An 18,992-nucleotide genomic window follows, 5' to 3' on the forward strand; every position below is an offset into this window, starting at 1 on the left:
CTGTTTCAGATCATCTCACGGAGGAATTCTTCATTCAAATAAGAATTCACGCCGATGAGCCGACTGCCGAGCCCGCGAGGTGCGACAGCTTTTGACATGTTGCCAGCAACAACTCGATCGTCCGGGTAATGTCTGGTGCCGACGGCGCGTTGACCACGGTGATATAGGGAATCGATAGCGCGGCGATCGCCTTGCCGTCGGAACTGCGCACCGGAGCGGACAGGTTGAAGACCCCGGCGGTCTGCATCGAGGCCATCATCTCGTAACCGCGGTCGCGGATCTGGTCGAGCCGGGTGAAGAACTCGGCCGACTGCGCCGTCTTGTCGGTGCTGCGGACGTGTTCCGAAATCATCATCTGACGCTCTTCCGGTGAGCGGAAGGCGAGCAGCACATGTCCCGAACCGGTGTCGAACAGGCTGATATGCGAGCCGACCCGGATCGAAATCCCCCAGTAGTTCGGTGCCTCTTGCTGGCCGATGACGACGGCGGAACCGCGATCAAAAACAACGAGTTGGTTGGCCTGCTGCGATGTCTCGGCCAATTCGCGCATCAGCGGTGTGGCGTAGGAAACCAGCCGACGGACGGGCGCGTGCAATTGCGCCAGTCCGAACAGTTTGAGCGTCAGCGAATAGCGGTCGCCGTCGAGCCGCGTGACGTAGCCGCGCCGCACCAGCCGATCCAGCATGCGGTAGAATTCGTTGGGGCTGCGATCGAGTTTCTTGGCGATTTCGGCCTGCGTAAGACCACCGTCGACGCCCGCCAGCAGTTCGAGGATATCGAGTCCCTTGTCGAGCGCCGGCGCTCGGTAGCGCTCGTCTTCGCTATCGTCCATGACTCATCCCTCCAGTGAATTTCATCCTTCATATACGCAGGAACATGGCTGGCGGAAACAAATTTCGTCTTGACGTGTCCGTGAATGTTTTGTTTGTATATGAATGTAGGACTTCTTGTCATCAGACGAGTTGCGGTCGCCGCTGAGGCGGCACCAAGGGAGGATATCAATGAACAGACTGCTTTCCGGCGTGTCCGCCGGCGCATTGTTGCTTGCGTCAGCTGCGGGCACGGCCTTTGCCGGCGACCTGCCCGGCAAGTTCGAAGGTGTGACCGTCGACGTGAAACTGATCGGCGGCCAACAATATGAAAAACTCTACGAGCGCATTCCCGAATGGGAAAAGGCGACCGGCGCCAAGGTCAACATCCTGACCAAGAAGAACGGCTTCGACATCGACAAGGAGCTCAAGTCCGACATTGCCTCGGGCAGCACCAACTGGTGCGTCGGCTGGAACCATTCGTCGTTCGCGCCGCAGTATACGAGCCTCTACACCGACCTCAGCAAATTGCTGCCTAAGGAAGAGATCGACGCCTTTGTGCCGTCGACGATCAAGTCGGCAACCATCGACGGCAAGCTGGAGATGCTGCCGCGCGCGCAATTCGACGTTTCGGCGCTCTACTACCAGAAGAGCCTCTACGACAACGCCGACAACAAGACCAAGTTCAAGGCGAAATACGGCTATGACCTGGTGCCGCCGGACACCTGGAAGGAAGTCACCGACCAGGCCGAATTCTTCGCCAACCCGCCAAATTTCTACGGCACGCAGTTCGCCGGCAAGGAAGAGGCGATCAACGGCCGCTTCTACGAGATGGTCGTCGCCGAGGGCGGCGAGTATCTCGGCAAGGACGGCAAGCCGGTCTTCAATTCCGAGGCCGGCATCCGGGCGCTCGACTGGTTCGTCAACCTCTACAAGGCGAAGGCCGTGCCGGCCGGAACCACCAATTATCTCTGGGACGATCTCGGCCAGGGCTTTGCTTCGGGCACCGTCGCCATCAACTTGGACTGGCCGGGCTGGGCCGGCTTCTTCAATGACCCGAAGTCGTCGAAAGTCGCCGGCAATGTCGGCGTCAAGGTTGCGCCGAAGGGTTCTTCTGGCAAGCGCACCGGCTGGTCCGGCTTCCATGGTTTCTCGGTGACCGAGAATTGCCCGAATAAGGAGGCTGCGGCCTCGCTGGTATGGTGGCTGACCAACGAGGACAGCCAGAAGCTCGAGGCTGCCGCAGGTCCGCTACCGACCCGCACGGCCGTGTGGGACTGGGACTTGAAGCAGGCCGAAAACGATCCTTACAAGAAGGAGGTTCTTACCGCCTTCCAGGAAGAGGCCAAGCACGCTTTTGCCGTGCCGCAGACGCCTGAATGGATCGAGATTTCGAACGCCGTCTATCCCGAACTGCAGGCGGCGATCCTCGGCGACAAGACGTCCAAGCAGGCACTGGATGAAGCCGCCGCCAAGGCGACGCAAATCCTCCAGGACGCCGGCAAGCTCTAGTAACGGTTCCCAGGGCTGCCTCCTCCATCAGAAAATGGGGGAGGCGACCGCGTTTTCGCGGGATGCTCAGCTGTTTACGCTGATCCTTCGCCCCAGGCCCGCGCACCGCCGTCCAATGCAAACACCTCAAGGATTCTGATGAAGGGCTTCAAGCCGTCCGCGCCATTCCTGCTGCTGCTTCCGGCCATGATCGTGCTGGCGGCGGTTGTTGTCGTGCCGTTGCTGTTGTCGCTCTACTCCAGCTTCACGCCTTTCCGCCTGACGCGGCCCGAGACATTTTACGTCTTCATCGGCTTCAGGAACTATCTTTCAATCCTGTCCAACACCGATTTCTGGTGGGCGTTCGGCCGCACGGTACTGCTGCTGACCATCGCGCTCAATCTCGAAATGCTGCTCGGCCTCGGACTTGCGATGCTGGTCGAGAAGGCAACGCGCGGCCAGCGTGTCCTGCGCACGCTGATGATGTTTCCGATGATGTTCTCGCCGATCCTGGTCGGCTTCCAGTTCAAGTTCATGTTCAACGACAATATCGGCCTGGTGAACAATGCCCTGCAGTCGCTCGGCATCACCAGGGATGCCATACCGTGGCTGATCGAAGGCCATCTCGCCTTCATCGCCATTTCTATCGCCGAGATCTGGTCGTCGACGGCGATCTTCGCGATCCTGATCCTCGCCGGACTGCTCGCGATGCCCAAGGAGCCGATCGAGGCGGCACGGGTCGACGGCTGCACGCCGTGGCAGACTTTCCGCTATGTGACGTGGCCGTTCGTCATGCCGTTCGCCTACATTGCCATGACCATACGTTCGCTCGACGTGGCGCGCGCCTATGACATCGTCAAGATCATGACCGATGGCGGACCGGCGGGCCGCACCGAACTGCTTTGGACACTGGTGGCGCGCACCGCCTACAGCGACGGACGCATGGGCATGGCCAACGCCATGGCCTATTTCTCGATCCTGCTGTCGATCGCCTTCACCGTCTATTTCTTCAACAAGCTCGCCGCGGCGCGCACGCAGATCGGTGCTGAGTGGTGAGAATGGACGAGAATTCTTCCGCCCGCCTCAAGCGCCGGCTGTTGGGCATCATCTATCGCATCGGCCTGTTCCTGGCGATGCTGACCATCTGCTTGCCGGGCCTGTGGATCGTCCTCTCGTCGCTGCGGCCGGCGGTCGAGATCATGGCCAAGCCACCGGTGTGGATCCCGCAGGAGATTTCGTTCGACGCCTACATCGCGATGTTCTCCGGCATCGGCAAGGGCGGCATCCCGGTGATCGAATATTTCCGCAACTCGCTGATCATCTCGGTGACCTCGACGGTCATTGCAGTGGCCATCGGCATGGCCGGTGGCTATGCCTTCGCGCGCTATCGCTTCCACGGCAAGTCCAGCGTGTTCCTCGGCCTGATGCTGACGCGCACGGTGCCGGGCATCGCGCTGTCGCTACCGCTGTTCTTCCTCTATGTGCGGCTTGGCATCATCGACACGCATTTCGGGCTGATCCTCGCCTATGTCGCGCTCAACGTGCCGTTCACCATCTGGCTGATCGACGGCTTCTTCCGCCAGGTGCCGAAGGACCTCGCGGAAGCAGCGCAGATCGATGGCTGCACGCGCTGGCAGGCTTTCTGGCAGGTCGAGTTCCCGCTCGCCGGGCCGGGCATCGCGTCGGCCGCGATCTTCGCCTTCCTGACCTGCTGGAACGAATTCGCACTGGCCTCGCAACTGACACGCTCGGTGAGCGCCAAGACCCTGCCGGTCGGCCTGCTCGACTACACCGCCGAGTTCACCATCGACTGGCGCGGCATGTGCGCGCTGGCCGTGGTGATGATCATTCCGGCGCTCACCCTCACCTACATCGTCCAGAAACACCTTGTCGGCGGCCTGACCTCCGGCGCGGTGAAAGGCTGATCCAATGGCAACCATTACCCTCACCAAGCTGACCAAACGTTATGGCAATATCGGGATCGTGCACGGTATCGATCTCGACATCGCCGACCGCGAATTCATCGCGCTGGTTGGCCCGTCCGGCTGCGGCAAGTCGACGACGCTGCGCATGATCGCCGGGTTGGAGGAGATCAGCGCCGGTTCGATCGATATCGGTGGGCGGGTGGTAAACGACCTGCCGCCGCGCTCGCGCAACATCTCGATGGTGTTCCAGTCCTACGCGCTCTACCCGCACATGACGGTGCGCGAGAATCTCGGCTTCTCCCTGAAGATCGCCGGCGCCGCCAAGGAAGACATGGAGCGCCGCGTCGCCGAAGCTTCGACCATCCTCGGCCTCGACGCGCTGCTCGATCGCCGCCCTTCGCAACTGTCCGGCGGCCAGCGCCAGCGCGTCGCCATGGGCCGCGCCATCGTGCGCGACCCCGATGTGTTCCTGTTCGATGAGCCGCTTTCCAATCTCGATGCCAAATTGCGCACGCAGATGCGCACCGAGATCAAGAAGCTGCATGCCAAGGTGCAGTCGACGGTGATCTACGTCACACATGACCAGGTCGAGGCGATGACGCTTGCCGACCGCATCGTCATCATGCGCGACGGTCACATCGAACAGGTCGGCACGCCCGACGAAGTCTTCCGGCGGCCGGCGACGCGCTTCGTCGCGGGCTTCATCGGCTCCCCGCCGATGAATTTGCACGAAGCGACAGTCGATGACGGCAAGCTGGTCTTCGCCAGCGGCGAAAAGCTGCCGCTGCCCGGCCAGTTCAAGGCCAATGTCGCGACCGGCGATAGAGTGGTGTTCGGACTGAGGCCGGATGACATCTACCCAACCGGCCATGGCATCAGCTCCGGCGCTGCGGCCGACGTCCACCAGATCGAACTGCCGATCACGGTCACCGAACCGCTCGGCAACGAGACGCTGGTGTTCGTCGAATTCAACCGCCAAGACTGGGTTTCGCGGATGCTGAATCCGAGGCCGCTGCGGCCGGGGGAGCGGGTCGCCATGAGCCTCGACATGTCGCAGGCGCATCTGTTTGCCACCGAGACCGGAAAGACGCTGCGGAGCTGATCGGCATGGCCAAAATCGAGAAAGTCGACCTTTGCATGGTGGACCTTGTGCCCAAGGTCAAGCGCACCGACGCGATCCAGAGCTTCGTCAGCCAGGAAACGCCGATCGTCACCATCACGGATTCCGACGGCGCGGTCGGTACCGGTTACAGCTACACGATCGGCACCGGCGGCTCGTCGGTGATGCGGCTCCTCTCCGACCATCTGGTGCCGCGCCTGATCGGCCGCGACCCCGAAATGATCGAGGCGATCTGGCACGATCTCGAATTCGCCACGCATGCCACGACGATCGGCGCGATCACCGCAATCGCGATCGCGGCGATCGATACCGCTCTGTGGGATCTGCGAGCGAAGAAGCAGGGCCTGCCGCTGTGGAAACTGGCCGGCGGTGCCAAGGACCGCTGCCCGCTCTACACGACCGAAGGCGGGTGGCTGCATATCGAGACGCAGGCACTGGTCGACGACGCGCTGGCCGCCAAGGCCAAGGGATTTCGCGGCTCAAAAGTGAAGATCGGCAGGCCGCACGGTTCGGAGGATCTTGCCCGCCTGTCGGCGGTGCGCAAGGCGGTCGGCGATGGCTACGAGCTCATGACCGACGCCAATCAGGGTTTCTCGATCGACGAGGCGATCCGGCGCGCGGCGAGGCTGCGCGAACTCGACCTCGCCTGGATCGAGGAGCCGCTGCCGGCCGACGACATCGATGGGCATGTGCGGCTGTCGAACTCGACGCCGACGCCGATCGCCATCGGCGAGTCGCTTTACTCCATCCGCCATTTCCGCGAATACATGCAGAAAGGCGCCTGCTCGATCGTGCAGGTCGATGTCGGCCGCATCGGCGGCATCACGCCCTGGCTCAAGATTGCCCATGCGGCGGAGGCCTTCGACATTCCGGTCTGTCCGCATTTCCTGATGGAACTGCATGTCAGCCTGACCTGCGCTGTTCAGAACGGCAGATATGTCGAGTACATTCCGCAACTCGACCAATTGACCGGCAAGCGCATACGCATCGAAGATGGCCAGGCGCTGGCGCCGGACGAACCGGGCATCGGCATCGACTGGGACTGGGACGCGGTCAAGGCCATGAGCATCGCCGAATTCACCACGGCGATCACGAAATAGGAGACGGGCATGCAGCGGATGGGGATGGTTCTGGGGCTGAAGCCGGAAAAAGTCGAGGAGTATGTCCGCCTGCACGCCGCCGTCTGGCCCGACGTGCTGACCATGATCTCGGCCTGCAACATCAAGAACTATTCGATCTACCTGAAGCGGCCGGAGAACCTGCTGTTCAGCACCTTCGAGTACCATGGCACCGACTACGAAGCCGACATGGCCAAGATGGCTGCCGACCCCAGGACACAGGAATGGTGGGCGGTCTGCATGCCTTGCCAGGAACCGCTGGCGACGCGCAGGGAAGGCGAATGGTGGGCTGATATGGACGAGGTCTTCCATCATGACTGAAAGCGGTTTCGACCCTGCCTTGCTCGTACAGTCATGGCCCAAACCCTCCAAGCCCCGGCCGATCGTCACCTTCGGCGCCGGCTCGATTGTCGGGGACGCGCATTTCCCGGCCTACCGGAAGGCCGGCTTTCCCGTCGCTGGGCTCTATGATCCCGATCACACCAAAGCGGAACAGCTTGCTAGCCAATGGGGCGTGACGGCCTTTCGCACACTTGAGGAAGCGGCCGCCGTCGAGGGTGCGATCTTTGACCTCGCGACGCCGCCCACCCGCCATGCCGATGTGCTGAAAGCATTACCTGACGGCGCCGTGGCGCTGATCCAGAAGCCGATGGGCGGCCACCTTGCCGAGGCAACCGAAATCCTCGAGATCTGCCGTTCCAAGAAGCTGCAGGCCGCAGTGAATTTCCAGGGGCGCTTCGCACCGATGATGCTGGCGCTGAAGGATGCCATCGCCAAGGGCTGGCTCGGCGAGATCGTCGACTTCGATGCCTGGCTGGCGTTGGCGACACCGTGGGAGCTGTGGGAGTTCCTGCTCAAGGCACCGCGCGTCGAGATCGCCATGCACTCGATCCACTATCTCGACCTGATCCGGCAGCTGCTTGGCGACCCGCGCGGCGTGCACGCCAAGACGCTCGGCCACCCCAACCATAGGGTGGCGCAGACACGCACCAGCGCCATTCTCGACTATGGCGACACCGTGCGCTGCGCGCTGTCGATCAACCACGATCACAAGTTCGGTCGCCGGCACCAAGCCTCCGAGTTCCGCATCTGCGGCACCGAGGGCGCGGCCTATCTCAAGCTTGGCCTCAACCTCGACTATCCGCGCGGCGAAGCGGAGGTGCTGGAGATCTACCCAAAAGGCGGAACGGATTGGGTCGCGGTGCCATTGGCCGGAGCATGGTTCCCCGACGCCTTCGTCGGCCGCATGGCCAATGTCCAGCGTTTTGCTGCCGGAGAAGATGTTCTGCTGATCAGTCCGGTAGAGGACGCATGGAGCACGATGGCGCTGGTCGAGGCCGCGTATCAGTCGAGCGCGGCACCGGCGACGCCGATCGCGGAAAGGCCCTGATGGAACAGATCCAGTATTTCGAGGACTATGAGATCGGCTCGTCCCGCCTTACCAGCGGCCGCACCATCACCGAGACGGACTTTGTCGTGCATGCCGGCCACACCGGCGATTTCTTCCCGCACCATATGGACGCGGAGTTCATGAAGACGACGCCGTTCGGCCAGCGGATCGCCCACGGCACGCTGGTGTTCTCGGTCGGTATCGGGCTGACGGCAACCATCGTCAACCCTGTCGCCTTTTCCTACGGCTATGACCGGCTGCGCTTCATCAAGCCGGTGTTCATCGGCGACACGATCCGCACGCGCACCACCATCGCGGCCAAGGAAGGCGATCCCAAGCGGCCAGGTTCAGGACGGGTGATCGAGCGCTGCGAGGTGATCAATCAGCGCGGCGAAGTGGTGCTCGCGGCCGACCACATCTACATCGTCGAACGCAGGCCCGCGCAGGGCTGAGACTCACCGCTGTCTATGAGACCGTGGCCCAACCGGCATAAGAATCCGAGCGACGCCTCAAACTAGGATTTTCGCGACAGGCCATCTTCCCTGATCGCGCTGACCAGCGTCTCGCTTCCTTCGCGAAGATGCTGCCTCAGGATGACTATGGCTTTCTCGCCATTGCGTCGCCGGCAGGCAGCCAGCAAGTCGCGGTGCTCCGTCTGCGAGCGGTTGCGATAGTCCAGGTTCGACAGCAGGATGCGAACGTAGCGATCGGCCGCATTGTGGTGCGCCTCGATCAGGCCGAGCAGTCGATGGTTGCCGCAGGCATCGTAGAGGCGTGGCTCGTCCAGCCCTCCGGGCATTCAGCCAGTCTGCGGCAGGTCGAGCGCGGAGCGCACCCGGCCGAGACCACGCTTGTAGAGCATCGCGCCTTGGGCAGGGGCGAGCAGATCGTCATGCGGCGTGAAGTCCACGATGCGCTTGTTGAAGGCGACCTCCCCGCACCCGGGAGCCAGGCAGTCGAGTTTTCCTTTCGGACATGAACTGAACTTGCAGAGCCGGCCCAGGTAATTGTCGCTGCCGGGTTCGATCAGAAAAACATCCAACTGGTGATCGGCAACGCTGATCCCTGTTCCCTTCTCAAAGGCCTCGCGCAGGGCAAGCGCGGCGGCGCGGCGCAGTTCGCCGAGGCGTTCCTGCGAGTCGAGCCAGAGTGCCAGATCGAGATCGCTGCATTCATGCCAGACCTCGATCCGTTCGCGCCGGAATTCGCTGAAGCGCGGCACCTCTTTCCAAAGCGGCTTCGCGACGGAGCCGATAACGGCCACCGCCCCCACCTCGCGGAAGCGCGTCCAGGCATCGGTGACGACATCAGCCGCAGCGCGGAACTGCCGCTGGCGTTCCAGCATGTAGCGATTTTGCTCGTCAATCGCCGCGCGCCGCATGTCAGGCCAACAGTTTCATGAAATTGCGCTTGCGGCCGAAGCGGGCCTTTACATCCGCCAGATACGCGGCATGTTCGGACGCGCCGCGCAGACCGGCCATACGGCCGATCAGGGCTGCCGCTTCGGCATAGGCGCCGTTACCGCCAAACTGGGCCAGTTGGTTGACGCGTTCCGCATAAGTCTTCAATGCCTCGCGCGGATGAGTGGCTTCACTGACCTGCGCGAGCTTTTCCTTCAGCCCCTCGGAAGCGCCATGTGCGCGCGTATTCGCCCACGCCAAATCAAACTGCTTCTCCTCAATTAGGATGCTGATAAGCAGATCGGCCGGATAATGCCAAGCGGACGGCTTCTCGCGCGCCAGTCTGGATTGGAGACGCTCGATCGCGCGATCGCGCGCCTCCTTGCCACCCGACTTGCACAGCCATTGACACAGGTTCAGGCTCGGCGCCTTCTCGAATGCGCGCCACAGATGCGCTTCAGCGTCCGCATCGCGACCGGCTGCGGTCAGCAGGTCGACTGCAAAGAAAACGAGCTGCTCGTCAGGTCGGTCATCCTCGAACATCCACAGGCCATCCTCGGCCCAGCGCAAAGCCTCTTCCGCACGACCTTGCGAGAGGCAGAATTTGGCGATTTGCAGATAGGCTTGCTGTGAGGACAGATGCTTGGCGCGAAGCGCAATGCGCGCCTCCACGTCGCCATCGCGTTCGGCAAAGAAGTCGAGGATTTCCTGGAGCCTGAAATGGTCCCCAGACAGTATGTGACCCGCCCGGTTCCTGCTGGCGGTCGCGGGCAGCTCATCCCAGGCCTCGGTGGCAAGGCGACGGTATTCAGCCAATCCTTCCTCGCCGAGGATGTCGCCATAGACCCCGGCCGCGCCAGCAAAGGTGTCGTAGTCACCGTTCATCTCGCGGGCGAAAAGGTCACGCGCCAGGGACAAGGGTTCGCAAGGCGCCTCCAAGGCAGCGTTGCAGTGAATTTCGCATGCCCGGTCGAGAAGTGGGGCGCAATGGCCATCGGAATCGTCCACGCCCTCGATAGCAGCCTCGATCCGATCGATGGCTCGCATAGCGAGCCGCATGACGATGGCCGCATGCTTGCTCGAGACCGAGGCGATCACGTCGAGCGCCTCGTCCACGCCTTGGGCCCAGTTGGACGCCTCGCGGTAGTCCACGAAGCCATTCGTGGCGGTTGCGCCGTCAATCATCTTGCCCAGACGCGCCTCGAGAGTCCTCTCGTCACCATGTGTAGCGAGCGCGGCCATTTCGAGCTTACGCAACAGGATCGGGTCGCGCTCGGCAAAATCCATGATCATCTCCACGAGCGTCGCGATGTCCTTGCTCTCCAGATGTTGGCGAATGCCCGCGAAGACGTCGAGGCTTTCCGCTTCAGCGTCGCTGACTACCGCATTTGCCGCTAGCGCTGTTGCCACCAAATGCTTGCAATAGCCCCAATCCTCGAAGGCGCGGCAGGAACAGGTGCCGTCGACCGACTCTGCACGCCCCATCAGCTCAACGCGATAGTCCTCCGTGCCGGCAACCTGCGCCAGCACGCGCTTCGGCCCGACGGTCAGCAGTCGCACCAGCCCGTCACGCCAGTAGGCCTCGCCGCGCAAGTACACCTTGCTGCCGACAAGGTCGTGCAGGGCATCGACATCGAAACGGGGACGACTGTTCTTGCGGTTCATAGTGGCGGCTGAAGCCTCGAGTCAGCCGAGATGAGACGCAGGGCCTCGTCCAACGTAACGGTCGAATGCAGCCGCCACCATGTTCCGGTGTGCCTGTGCCACATGAGGTCGAACCGGGTCTCGGCGAGATGCTCCTCCACATGGTCGAGCCGGGCGAAGGGAGCGTTGAATTCTTCACCGTCATCCGAACGGTAGCGCGCGGAGAAACCGTATTTGCTTCCTCGCCACTTGCCGAAAATGTCTAACGGATGGTCGAGCCGATTCGGCTGGCCGTGGATTAACCGTGGCTTCAGAACATCGGCGATGAAACGCTCGCAGTCGGCGGCGATGGCCAGCTTCTCGTCGGCCGAAAGTTTCTTGACCCACACCATCGCGTTCCCGCTATCGCCGCCAAGAGCGCTGTGGTGCTGCCCTCAGCCATGCGGCTATCGCCGTTTATGATAATCGACCGATCCGGTGAGGCAATCCTTTTGAGGCAAGATGCCTCCGAATTTGCGGGAACTGCCCGATGGTCTCTTCGCATTCGGCGGCTGCGTATCTTTCAGCCAACTCCTCTCACGCCAGCCACTCTTTCACCGCCGGGCGAGCGAGAACCGCGCGCATCCGCTCTTCGGCGTCGGCAACAGCCAGCGCCATCGGCGCGCGGGTCGGGCCGCAATCGACGCCGATGACGCGGAACGCCGCTTTCATGCCCGGCAGGACGCCGGTTTCCAGCAGCACCTCAACGAAGTCCTGCGATACTATCTGCAGCACTTTCGCCCGTGCCAGATCGTCGGCGCGGATCGCCTGGTCAATCGCCAGGTACAGCCTGCCGAGCAGATTGTAGGTGGTGCCGATGCCGCCATCGGTGCCGAGCATGCCGGCGGCGGCATAGATCTCGTCGAAGCCGTAGTAGAACAGCTTTTGCGGCTGCCGCTTGCGCAGCAGCGAATATTTGAACAGGTCGGTGGAGGTGTATTTGATGCCGATGACATTGCGCAGATCGAGCAGTCGGACCAGCAGGTTGAGCGGCAGCGGCCGGCCGGTGCGCAAGGGGATTTCGTAGACGATCAGCGGCAGGTCCGTCGCCGCCGCCAGCGCCTGGTAGTAGCCAAAGACCTCTTCGTCGGAGAATGGATAGGAATGCGGTGGCAGCGCCGACAGCGCGTGATAGCCGAGCTTTTGCGCCTGCCGTGCCAAGCGGATGGAATCGCGCAGGTTCGGCATGCCGACATGAGCGATCAGCCTGGTGCCGGTGCTTGCAGCACTGGCGAACACCACCTCTTGCTGAACCAGCAATTCGTCCGCCGTCAGCAGGCCAGATTCGCCGCTGCTGCCGCCGACATAGAGCCCGGCCAGGCCCTGGCGCAGGACGTAGTCGTTAATGTTGCGCTGGCGCTGCGGATCGAATTCGCCGGCATCGCTTAGTCCGGTCATCAAGGCGGCATACATGCCCGCCAATTCCTTGGTCATTTGGGAATCCTCAGTCCGTTCGGAAATTTCATTGTGTGGCCTCGCCTGCATGGTGGCAGGCGACGAGATGTTGCCCGGTGATGGGTGAGCCGAAATCGCGCACCTCCGGCGTCACCCTCGCGCAGATGTCGCTCGCCATCGGACAGCGCGGATGAAAATGGCAACCGGGCGGTGGCTTCGACGGATCGGGCACCGCACCGCCCAGCACGATGCGCCGGCGTGTACCACCGGCCTTGGGGTCGGGCACCGGGATCGCCGACAGCAGCGCGCGTGTATACGGGTGCAGCGGGCTGCCGAACACCCCTGCCGTGGTGCCGATCTCGACGATCCGGCCCAGATACATCACCGCGACACGGTCGCTGAGATAGCGGATCATCGACAGGTCATGACCGATGAACAGATAGGTCAGCCCGAGGCGCGCCTTGAGGTCGTCCAGCAGATTGACGATCTGCGCCTGGATGGAGACGTCGAGCGCCGAGATCGGCTCGTCGGCAATAATGAATTTTGGATTGGCCGCCAGAGCGCGGGCAATGCCGACACGCTGGCGCTGGCCACCGGAGAGCTCGAACGGGTAGCGGTCGCGCAGCGCTTCCCGCAAGCCGACCAGCGCCAGCAATTCACTGACGCGGGCATCGCGCGAGGCGCGCGTGCCGATCTTCTGCGCACGCAGCCCCTCGCCGATAATGCGCCCGACCGTCATGCGCGGGTTGAGCGATCCGAACGGGTTCTGGAAAACCATCTGCATGTCGCGGCGGCGCAGCTTGAGCTGCTCGCCTGTCGCAGCGGCATAGTCCCTGCCCTCGAAGACGATGCTGCCGGCGCTCGGCGGCTCGAGCCCGAGCACCGCGCGGCCGGTCGTCGACTTGCCGCAGCCGCTTTCACCGACCAGCGCCAGAGTCTCGCCGCGCATCACCTTGAAACTCACCCCATCGACGGCATGCACGGCGCCGACCTGTCGCCTGAGCACACCGCGCCGAATGGGAAAATGCACCTTGAGATCGGCGACGACGAGCAGCGGTTCTTGTTGGAGCGTCGCGGCCGGTGCCGCGCTTGGCGCGGCTGCCGGCGCACGCGGCGATCGCTCGACTTGCCGCCAGCGCCAGCATGCGGCGGTGTGGCCGGCGCCGACCGTTTCCAGTGGCGGTTTCTGCTCGCGGCAGCGCGCCTCGGCATAATCGCAGCGCGGCGCGAAGGGGCAGAACGCCGGCGGCAGGGTGACATTAGGCGGCGCGCCCTTGATCGGCACCAGCCTTGTGTTTGCCGCCGTCAGCGATGGAATCGAATTCAACAAGCCGATCGTATAGGGGTGCGTTGTTGCCGAGAACAGCTCATCGACCGGCGCGCATTCGACGATCGAGCCCGCATACATCACCGCGACGCGATCGGCGAAGCCGGCAACGAGGCTGAGGTCATGGCTGATCCAGATGATCGCCATTCCGAGCTGTTTCTGCAGGCGAGCGACCAGCTCGACGATCTGTGCCTGGATAGTGACATCGAGTGCCGTGGTCGGCTCGTCGGCGATCAGGATCGACGGCTTGCAAACCAAGGCCATGGCGATGCCGATGCGCTGCAATTGCCCGCCGGAGAACTGGTGTGGAAAGGCGCGCATGCGCTGCGGCGCGTTGGCAATGCCGACGAGATCCAGCATGTCGAGCGCCTGGCGCTGTGCTTGTGGCTGGCTCAGGCCCTGGTGCTCGCGCAGCGCCTCGGTCAGCTGCAGGCCGATGGTCAGCACCGGGTTCAGCGACGACATCGGATCCTGGAAGATCATGGCGATGTCGCGGCCGCGGATCTGGCGCAGTTCGCTGTCGGGCATGGCCAGCAGATCGCGGCCTCGAAAGAACGCACGGCCGGAGGTGACCCGGCCGGGAGGCTTGCGGATCAGGCCCATCAGCGTCTGCACGGTGACCGACTTGCCGGAGCCGCTTTCGCCGACGATGGCCAGCGACTCGCCTTCGGCAAGATCGAAGGAGACGTCGTTGACGGCATAGACGGAGCTGCCTTTGGGGCCGAATTCGACGCTTACGCCTTGTACGGAAAGCACAGCTTGCTGTCCTATCCCCTTTGCAGCCCTGTCGACGGAAAGCGTGTTGGCCTCCATCATTTGCCACCACCGCCCATGATGTGCTGCGGGTCGAGCGCGTCACGTAGGCCGTCGCCGACGAAGTTGATGCTGAGCACGGCCATCGCGATCATCGCGCCGGGCGGGATCCACATCCAGGGCTGGCTCTCGAGGATCGACAGCGTGCGGGCATCGCGCAGCATGTTGCCCCAGCTGGCCGCCGGCGCCTGCGCGCCGAGGCCGAGGAAGGACAGCGAGGCTTCGAGCAGGATGACGGTGGCGACGTCGAGCGTGATCGCCACCAGGATCGGGCCCAGCACGTTGGGCAATATGTGTTCGAGAATGATGACCGACGGCGAGGTACCGAGCGAGCGCGCGGCGAGGACGAATTCCTGGTTGCGCAGCGCCAGGATCTCGCCGCGCGTCAGCCGGGCGATGGACGGCCAGCTGAGCAGGCCGATCACCACCATCGTGTTGAAGATGCTCGGGCCGACCACTGCGACGAAGGCGATGATGATGACCAGGCGTGGAAAGGTCAGCACCATGTCGATCACGCCCATCAGCAAGAGGTCGACCTTGCCGCCGAAATAGCCGGCAATGCAGCCGATGAAGATGCCTATTGCCGCTGAGATCGCCACCGCGACGAAGCCGACCGTCAGCGAGATGCGGCCGCCATAGAGGATGCGGGCAAAGATGTCGCGACCGGTGCCGTCGCTGCCCAGCCAATGCACGTCCCCGGGCGGCTGGTTGCGGCCGCGCAGATCGATGTCGTTGGGGCCGTAGTGAGCGATCAGCGGCGCCAGCATGCAGGCGAGCACGATGATGGCGAGCATGATCAGCCCGAGCGTCGCCAGACGGTGATTGAGGAAACGGCGGACCGCCTCGGCCCACAGGCCGCGCGAGACGCCGACAGCGATCGTTACATCGGCGGCGGTGACGTCAGTCATAGCTCACCCGCGGGTCGAGCACGCTGTAGGCAAGGTCGGTCGCAAGGTTCGCCAGCATGACGATGATGGCGGTGAGCAGCACATAGCCCATGATGACCGGGCTATCCCTGTTGACCACCGCATCGATAAACATCAGGCCGATGCCCGGCCACTGGAAGATCGTCTCGATCACCACCGAGCCGCCGAACAGCGTCGGCAAAGCGAGGCCGAAGACAGTGACCAGCGGGATCAACGCGTTGCGCAGACCGTGGCGCAGCGTGATCGTGCTTGGCCGCAGGCCCTTGGCCTTGGCGGTGCGCATATAGTCCTGGTTCAGCACGTCGAGCATGCCGGCGCGGGCATAGCGCATGAAGATGGCGGCGCGGAACAAAGCAAGTGCTGCCGCCGGCAGGATCAGGTGCCTGAGATTGTCGAGGAGCGAGAAGTTGTCGCCCGCCGTCGAGATGCCCGACGACGGCAGCCAGCGCAGTTCAAGCGCAAAGACGTAGACGAGCAGCAGCCCCATGAAGAAATCCGGGATCGACACGCCGACGAAGCCGCCCAGCGTCAGCGAATAGTCGGTCAACTTGTATTGCCGGAGCGCCGAGATCACGCCCAGCGTGGTGCCGATGAGGAAGGCGACGAGCAGTGCCACCGCCATCAGCTCCAGCGTCATCGGCAGGCGCTCGCCGATGATATCGCCGACGCTGCGACCGTTGACGAAGGAGCGGCCGAGATTGCCGTGCAGGATCTGGCCGATCCAGTTGAGGTATTGGATGTAGAACGGCTGGTCGAGGCCGAGCTCGCCGCGCCGCATCGCGATCAGCGCCTCGCTCGACGGCGCCTCCGCCGTGATCATCGCCAGCACGGCGTCGCCCGGCATGGCATGCGCGATCGCGAAGACTATGACGGTGACGCCGAACAGCACCGGGATGCTGAGCAGCAGCTTGCGCATGAGATAGCTGAGCACCGGCTTCTCCTATCGCTGAAGGCGGCTGTTGAGGCGGTTGGTCATGAGGTTCCACCTCATGACCAACCGATGAGGGCGTCTACGCAGCGGCCTATTTTGCCACTTCCCACTTCTCGACTTCGTTGTAGACCGGGTGGTTGAAGATCACGAGCGGCTGCTCCTTGAAGTGCTGCGCCAGGCCAACGATGCGGTTGTTGAAAGCCAGCGGCCGCACCTCGTTCCACAGCCAGGCCTTGGGCAGCTCCTCGTTGAGGATGCGTGACGCTTCCTGGTAACTTTCGGCACGCACGGCTCGGTCGGTCGATTCCAGCCCCTTGTTGAACAGTTCATCGACCTTGGTATTGCAATAGCCCATGCTGAGTGGTTTTGCGCCGCAGACGACGACCGGCGAACCGAGCGAGGGATCGAGCCCCATACCGTTGGCGAAAAAGCCCATCTGGAAGCTGCCGTCGGCATAGGTCTGGTTGATTGCCGCCGGATCGAGCAGGCGCGGCTGGATGTTGACGCCGACTGCGGCCAGATAGCTCTGGATGGCGGTGACGGTGTCGACATTCATCTGGTCGGAATAGTAGTAGATGAAATCGACCGGCTGGCTGCCGTCCCAGCCCGCGTCGGTGAGCAATTGCTTGGCCTTGTCGGGATTGTAGTCGTAGGGCTCGAGGTCCTTGGCGCGTGCCCAATCCTGCGGAAACAGCGTGTTCGACAGCTCGCCGGCGCCTTGCTTGACCGTCTCGATGATGGCCTTGCGGTCGATGGCGTAGAGCATCGCCTGACGCACCCGCACGTCGGCAAAGCGCTTGTTCTCCAGGTTGAACTGCAAGTAGGTCGGCAAGCCGGCGGAGAATTTCGGCAGCACCGTCAAATAGTCGAGCTTCTGCAGCCGGGCGAGTTCGGAGATGGGCACGCCACCGCCCTCATAGGACATGGCGTCGACCTCCTGCGTTTCGAGTGCGGCGATGATCGGCGGCACGTCCTTGTAGATCTGGTAGATGATGCGCTCGAGCTTCGGCGCACCGAGGAAATAGTCGGGATTGCGGTCGACCTCGACATACTGGTCGCTTTCGTATTTCTTCCAGATAAACGGGCCGGTGCCGACGCGGTTGACCCAGAAGGCGTTGCCCTTGATATCGCCGGGCGCGACCTTGCCGAGGATGTGTTCGGGAAAGATGCTGATCGCGATAAGCTGCAGCTCGACCCAGAGAGGCTTGGCGCTGTCGAGTTCAATCTGGACGGTCGTGTCGTCAAGCGCCTTGACCCCGGCAAGCGAGGAGGCCGAGCCATCCTGGAAAGCCTTGTATCCGGCCACCGAGCCGAGCTTCTGCGCCCAAGGCGAGCCAACCTTGGGGTTGGCGTAGAGGTTGAGGCTGAACACCACGTCCTTGGCGGTGAAGGGCGTTCCGTCATGCCATTTGACGCTATGGCGCAGGCTGAAGACATAGGTCTTGCCGCCATCGGGCGTCTTCCAGCTTTCGGCCAGCATCGGTTGCACGCCATCGCCCGTCCATTTGATGTGGACCAGTCCCTGCAGCACGGTCTCGTCGAGCCTATGGCCGCACGTGGTGTGCAGTGTTCCCATCTCGATGCAGCCGGTGCGCACGGCGGAACGGAACGTGCCGCCCCCCTCGGCCTTGGCGATCACTGCGGCAAACATCAGCGCCATCGCCGGCACAAGGCTCATCAGCAGTCGTCTCATGGAATCCTCCTCCCATTGCTTTCCGCCGGCCGAAATCGGGGCGATGCCCCTGCTCCAGGCCTACTCCCGCGTCAGACCCTCGCCTGCCGCGCCGACCGCCGCGCCATTGGCCGGCGGCGACCTCCTCCAAACCCATCGGTTCCGCAAGTCCTCGCTTGCGGCGACTGGTCTAATAGCTTAAAAGGTAGACCATGCACAATATGCCGGTTCGAAAAAAATTATCCGATGAAGTCCGCCTCCGCCTGGAGGAGATGATCCGCGACGAGGTCTATGCGGTCGGCGCCTCGCTGCCGTCCGAACGCGACCTGATGTCGATGTTCGATGTCGGGCGCCCCTCGGTGCGCGAAGCGCTGTTTGCGCTGGAGAAAATGGGGTTGGTGCGCATCAACAGCGGCGAGCGGCCGAAGGTGACGCGGCCGACGTCGAAAAACATGCTGGAGCAGTTGACCGGCACGGCCCATCTGTTGATGGACCAGCCCGACGGCATCGGCCATTTCGAGCAGCTGCGGCTGTTCCTCGAAGTTTCGATCGCGCGCCATGCCGCCGAGGCGGCGACGCGCGAACAGGTCGATGCGCTGGCGGCGGCACTTGCCGAGAACGAGCGCGCCATCCCGCGCGCCCGCGCCTTCGCTGTCACCGATGTGGCGTTTCACCGGGTGTTGACCGCGATTCCCGGCAACCCGATCTTCCTCGCCGCGCACGAAGCGCTGGTGGAATGGCTGATCAACCAGCGCATCCATATGGCCAACACCGAGGTGGAGAACCGCAGGAGCTTTGCCGGCCATAAAGCCGTGTTCGAGGCCATCGAGCGGCACGACCCGGAAGCTGCCGGCCGAGCGATGCGCGAGCATCTGGAAAACGCCCGGCGCAAGTTCAATTCGGGTCTGGCGAAACCCGACTAGGCTCGCCTGTCTTCACGCTTCGATCTTCATGCCGTCATCTCGGTATTTGGCGCCGCACAGCGATTGGTC

General features: G+C 62.9%; 19 protein-coding genes. 9 read left to right on the forward strand and 10 right to left on the reverse strand.

The features are described from left to right. Positions 1-46: 46 nt before the first annotated feature. A complete protein-coding gene (locus NKJ90_RS17825) occupies positions 47-832 on the reverse strand; it encodes an IclR family transcriptional regulator (RefSeq protein ID WP_023756698.1) in 786 nt (261 codons plus the stop codon). Positions 833-1,001: 169 nt separating this feature from the next. Here NKJ90_RS17825 and NKJ90_RS17830 point away from each other — a divergent pair, with 169 nt between their 5' ends. The 8 genes from NKJ90_RS17830 to NKJ90_RS17865 all read left to right on the forward strand — a co-directional run bounded on the left by NKJ90_RS17830 (position 1,002) and on the right by NKJ90_RS17865 (position 8,305). After that, positions 1,002-2,321, forward strand: coding sequence for an ABC transporter substrate-binding protein (locus NKJ90_RS17830; RefSeq protein WP_023756699.1), 1,320 nt, complete (start codon positions 1,002-1,004; stop codon positions 2,319-2,321). Positions 2,322-2,459: 138 nt separating this feature from the next. Continuing rightward, complete coding sequence (locus NKJ90_RS17835) at positions 2,460-3,356, forward strand: carbohydrate ABC transporter permease (protein ID WP_023756700.1); 897 nt, start codon at positions 2,460-2,462, stop codon at positions 3,354-3,356. A 2-nt stretch (positions 3,357-3,358) separates the two neighbouring features. Continuing rightward, positions 3,359-4,225 (forward strand): carbohydrate ABC transporter permease, encoded by an 867-nt coding sequence (locus tag NKJ90_RS17840; protein ID WP_023756701.1) that lies wholly within the window; start codon positions 3,359-3,361, stop codon positions 4,223-4,225. Positions 4,226-4,229: 4 nt separating this feature from the next. Next, positions 4,230-5,327: an ABC transporter ATP-binding protein gene (locus NKJ90_RS17845; protein WP_352486422.1), complete on the forward strand. Its 1,098-nt coding sequence runs from the start codon at positions 4,230-4,232 to the stop codon at positions 5,325-5,327. Between the two features lie 5 nt (positions 5,328-5,332). Then, entirely contained in the window at positions 5,333-6,445 is a 1,113-nt protein-coding gene (locus NKJ90_RS17850; RefSeq protein ID WP_023756703.1) for a mandelate racemase/muconate lactonizing enzyme family protein, read from the forward strand. A 9-nt stretch (positions 6,446-6,454) separates the two neighbouring features. Further along, positions 6,455-6,784, forward strand: coding sequence for an L-rhamnose mutarotase (locus tag NKJ90_RS17855; RefSeq protein ID WP_023756704.1), 330 nt, complete (start codon positions 6,455-6,457; stop codon positions 6,782-6,784). Next, positions 6,777-7,853: a Gfo/Idh/MocA family protein gene (locus tag NKJ90_RS17860; RefSeq protein ID WP_352486424.1), complete on the forward strand. Its 1,077-nt coding sequence runs from the start codon at positions 6,777-6,779 to the stop codon at positions 7,851-7,853. The genes NKJ90_RS17855 and NKJ90_RS17860 overlap by 8 nt, the downstream gene beginning before the upstream one ends. Then, positions 7,850-8,305: a MaoC/PaaZ C-terminal domain-containing protein gene (locus NKJ90_RS17865; RefSeq protein ID WP_031259438.1), complete on the forward strand. Its 456-nt coding sequence runs from the start codon at positions 7,850-7,852 to the stop codon at positions 8,303-8,305. The genes NKJ90_RS17860 and NKJ90_RS17865 overlap by 4 nt, the downstream gene beginning before the upstream one ends. Before the next feature lie 62 nt (positions 8,306-8,367). Here the strand turns inward: NKJ90_RS17865 and NKJ90_RS17870 are convergent, their stop codons facing one another. The 9 genes from NKJ90_RS17870 to NKJ90_RS17910 all read right to left on the reverse strand — a co-directional run bounded on the left by NKJ90_RS17870 (position 8,368) and on the right by NKJ90_RS17910 (position 18,021). Further along, the gene (locus tag NKJ90_RS17870; protein ID WP_023756707.1) at positions 8,368-8,652 is read right to left on the reverse strand and encodes an FCD domain-containing protein; all 285 of its coding nucleotides are present in this window, start codon (positions 8,650-8,652) and stop codon (positions 8,368-8,370) included. After that, the gene (locus NKJ90_RS17875; RefSeq protein ID WP_023756708.1) at positions 8,653-9,234 is read right to left on the reverse strand and encodes a hypothetical protein; all 582 of its coding nucleotides are present in this window, start codon (positions 9,232-9,234) and stop codon (positions 8,653-8,655) included. It abuts the gene before it with no gap. Between the two features lies 1 nt (position 9,235). Next, positions 9,236-10,918: an SWIM zinc finger family protein gene (locus NKJ90_RS17880; protein WP_023756709.1), complete on the reverse strand. Its 1,683-nt coding sequence runs from the start codon at positions 10,916-10,918 to the stop codon at positions 9,236-9,238. After that, on the reverse strand, positions 10,915-11,289 hold the full coding sequence (locus NKJ90_RS17885) for a DUF3024 domain-containing protein (RefSeq protein WP_023756710.1): 375 nt from the start codon (positions 11,287-11,289) through the stop codon (positions 10,915-10,917). Before NKJ90_RS17885 ends, NKJ90_RS17880 begins: the two co-directional genes overlap by 4 nt. A gap of 184 nt (positions 11,290-11,473) precedes the next feature. Further along, on the reverse strand, positions 11,474-12,370 hold the full coding sequence (locus tag NKJ90_RS17890) for a dihydrodipicolinate synthase family protein (protein WP_023756711.1): 897 nt from the start codon (positions 12,368-12,370) through the stop codon (positions 11,474-11,476). A 28-nt stretch (positions 12,371-12,398) separates the two neighbouring features. Next, positions 12,399-14,474, reverse strand: coding sequence for a dipeptide ABC transporter ATP-binding protein (locus NKJ90_RS17895; protein ID WP_352486427.1), 2,076 nt, complete (start codon positions 14,472-14,474; stop codon positions 12,399-12,401). Beyond that, positions 14,471-15,379 carry an oligopeptide ABC transporter permease gene (gene opp4C, locus NKJ90_RS17900; protein WP_023756714.1) on the reverse strand — a complete coding sequence of 303 codons (909 nt, stop codon included), beginning with the start codon at positions 15,377-15,379 and terminating at the stop codon, positions 14,471-14,473. Before opp4C ends, NKJ90_RS17895 begins: the two co-directional genes overlap by 4 nt. Then, positions 15,372-16,328, reverse strand: a complete 957-nt coding sequence (locus NKJ90_RS17905; protein WP_023756715.1) for an ABC transporter permease — start codon at positions 16,326-16,328, stop codon at positions 15,372-15,374. The genes opp4C and NKJ90_RS17905 overlap by 8 nt, the downstream gene beginning before the upstream one ends. Positions 16,329-16,419: 91 nt before the next feature. Then, the gene (locus NKJ90_RS17910) at positions 16,420-18,021 is read right to left on the reverse strand and encodes an ABC transporter substrate-binding protein (protein WP_023756716.1); all 1,602 of its coding nucleotides are present in this window, start codon (positions 18,019-18,021) and stop codon (positions 16,420-16,422) included. 200 nt (positions 18,022-18,221) lie between these two features. Between NKJ90_RS17910 and nanR the strand changes: the two genes are divergently transcribed. Further along, positions 18,222-18,923, forward strand: coding sequence for a transcriptional regulator NanR (gene nanR / locus NKJ90_RS17915; protein WP_280948930.1), 702 nt, complete (start codon positions 18,222-18,224; stop codon positions 18,921-18,923). Positions 18,924-18,992: the final 69 nt, after the last annotated feature.

Source organism: Mesorhizobium sp. M0051, from assembly GCF_040323235.1.
GTDB lineage: Bacteria > Pseudomonadota > Alphaproteobacteria > Rhizobiales > Rhizobiaceae > Mesorhizobium.

Coding starts and splice junctions, on each gene's coding strand:
- NKJ90_RS17850 (WP_023756703.1), top strand. CDS start 5,333: ATGGCCAAAATCGAGAAAGTCGACCTTTGCATGGTGGACCTTGTGCCC.
- NKJ90_RS17825 (WP_023756698.1), bottom strand. CDS start 832: ATGGACGATAGCGAAGACGAGCGCTACCGAGCGCCGGCGCTCGACAAG.
- NKJ90_RS17890 (WP_023756711.1), bottom strand. CDS start 12,370: ATGACCAAGGAATTGGCGGGCATGTATGCCGCCTTGATGACCGGACTA.
- opp4C (WP_023756714.1), bottom strand. CDS start 15,379: ATGACTGACGTCACCGCCGCCGATGTAACGATCGCTGTCGGCGTCTCG.
- NKJ90_RS17845 (WP_352486422.1), top strand. CDS start 4,230: ATGGCAACCATTACCCTCACCAAGCTGACCAAACGTTATGGCAATATC.
- NKJ90_RS17870 (WP_023756707.1), bottom strand. CDS start 8,652: ATGCCCGGAGGGCTGGACGAGCCACGCCTCTACGATGCCTGCGGCAAC.
- NKJ90_RS17835 (WP_023756700.1), top strand. CDS start 2,460: ATGAAGGGCTTCAAGCCGTCCGCGCCATTCCTGCTGCTGCTTCCGGCC.
- NKJ90_RS17885 (WP_023756710.1), bottom strand. CDS start 11,289: ATGGTGTGGGTCAAGAAACTTTCGGCCGACGAGAAGCTGGCCATCGCC.
- NKJ90_RS17895 (WP_352486427.1), bottom strand. CDS start 14,474: ATGATGGAGGCCAACACGCTTTCCGTCGACAGGGCTGCAAAGGGGATA.
- NKJ90_RS17855 (WP_023756704.1), top strand. CDS start 6,455: ATGCAGCGGATGGGGATGGTTCTGGGGCTGAAGCCGGAAAAAGTCGAG.
- NKJ90_RS17910 (WP_023756716.1), bottom strand. CDS start 18,021: ATGAGACGACTGCTGATGAGCCTTGTGCCGGCGATGGCGCTGATGTTT.
- nanR (WP_280948930.1), top strand. CDS start 18,222: ATGCCGGTTCGAAAAAAATTATCCGATGAAGTCCGCCTCCGCCTGGAG.
- NKJ90_RS17880 (WP_023756709.1), bottom strand. CDS start 10,918: ATGAACCGCAAGAACAGTCGTCCCCGTTTCGATGTCGATGCCCTGCAC.
- NKJ90_RS17830 (WP_023756699.1), top strand. CDS start 1,002: ATGAACAGACTGCTTTCCGGCGTGTCCGCCGGCGCATTGTTGCTTGCG.
- NKJ90_RS17840 (WP_023756701.1), top strand. CDS start 3,359: ATGGACGAGAATTCTTCCGCCCGCCTCAAGCGCCGGCTGTTGGGCATC.
- NKJ90_RS17860 (WP_352486424.1), top strand. CDS start 6,777: ATGACTGAAAGCGGTTTCGACCCTGCCTTGCTCGTACAGTCATGGCCC.
- NKJ90_RS17875 (WP_023756708.1), bottom strand. CDS start 9,234: ATGCGGCGCGCGGCGATTGACGAGCAAAATCGCTACATGCTGGAACGC.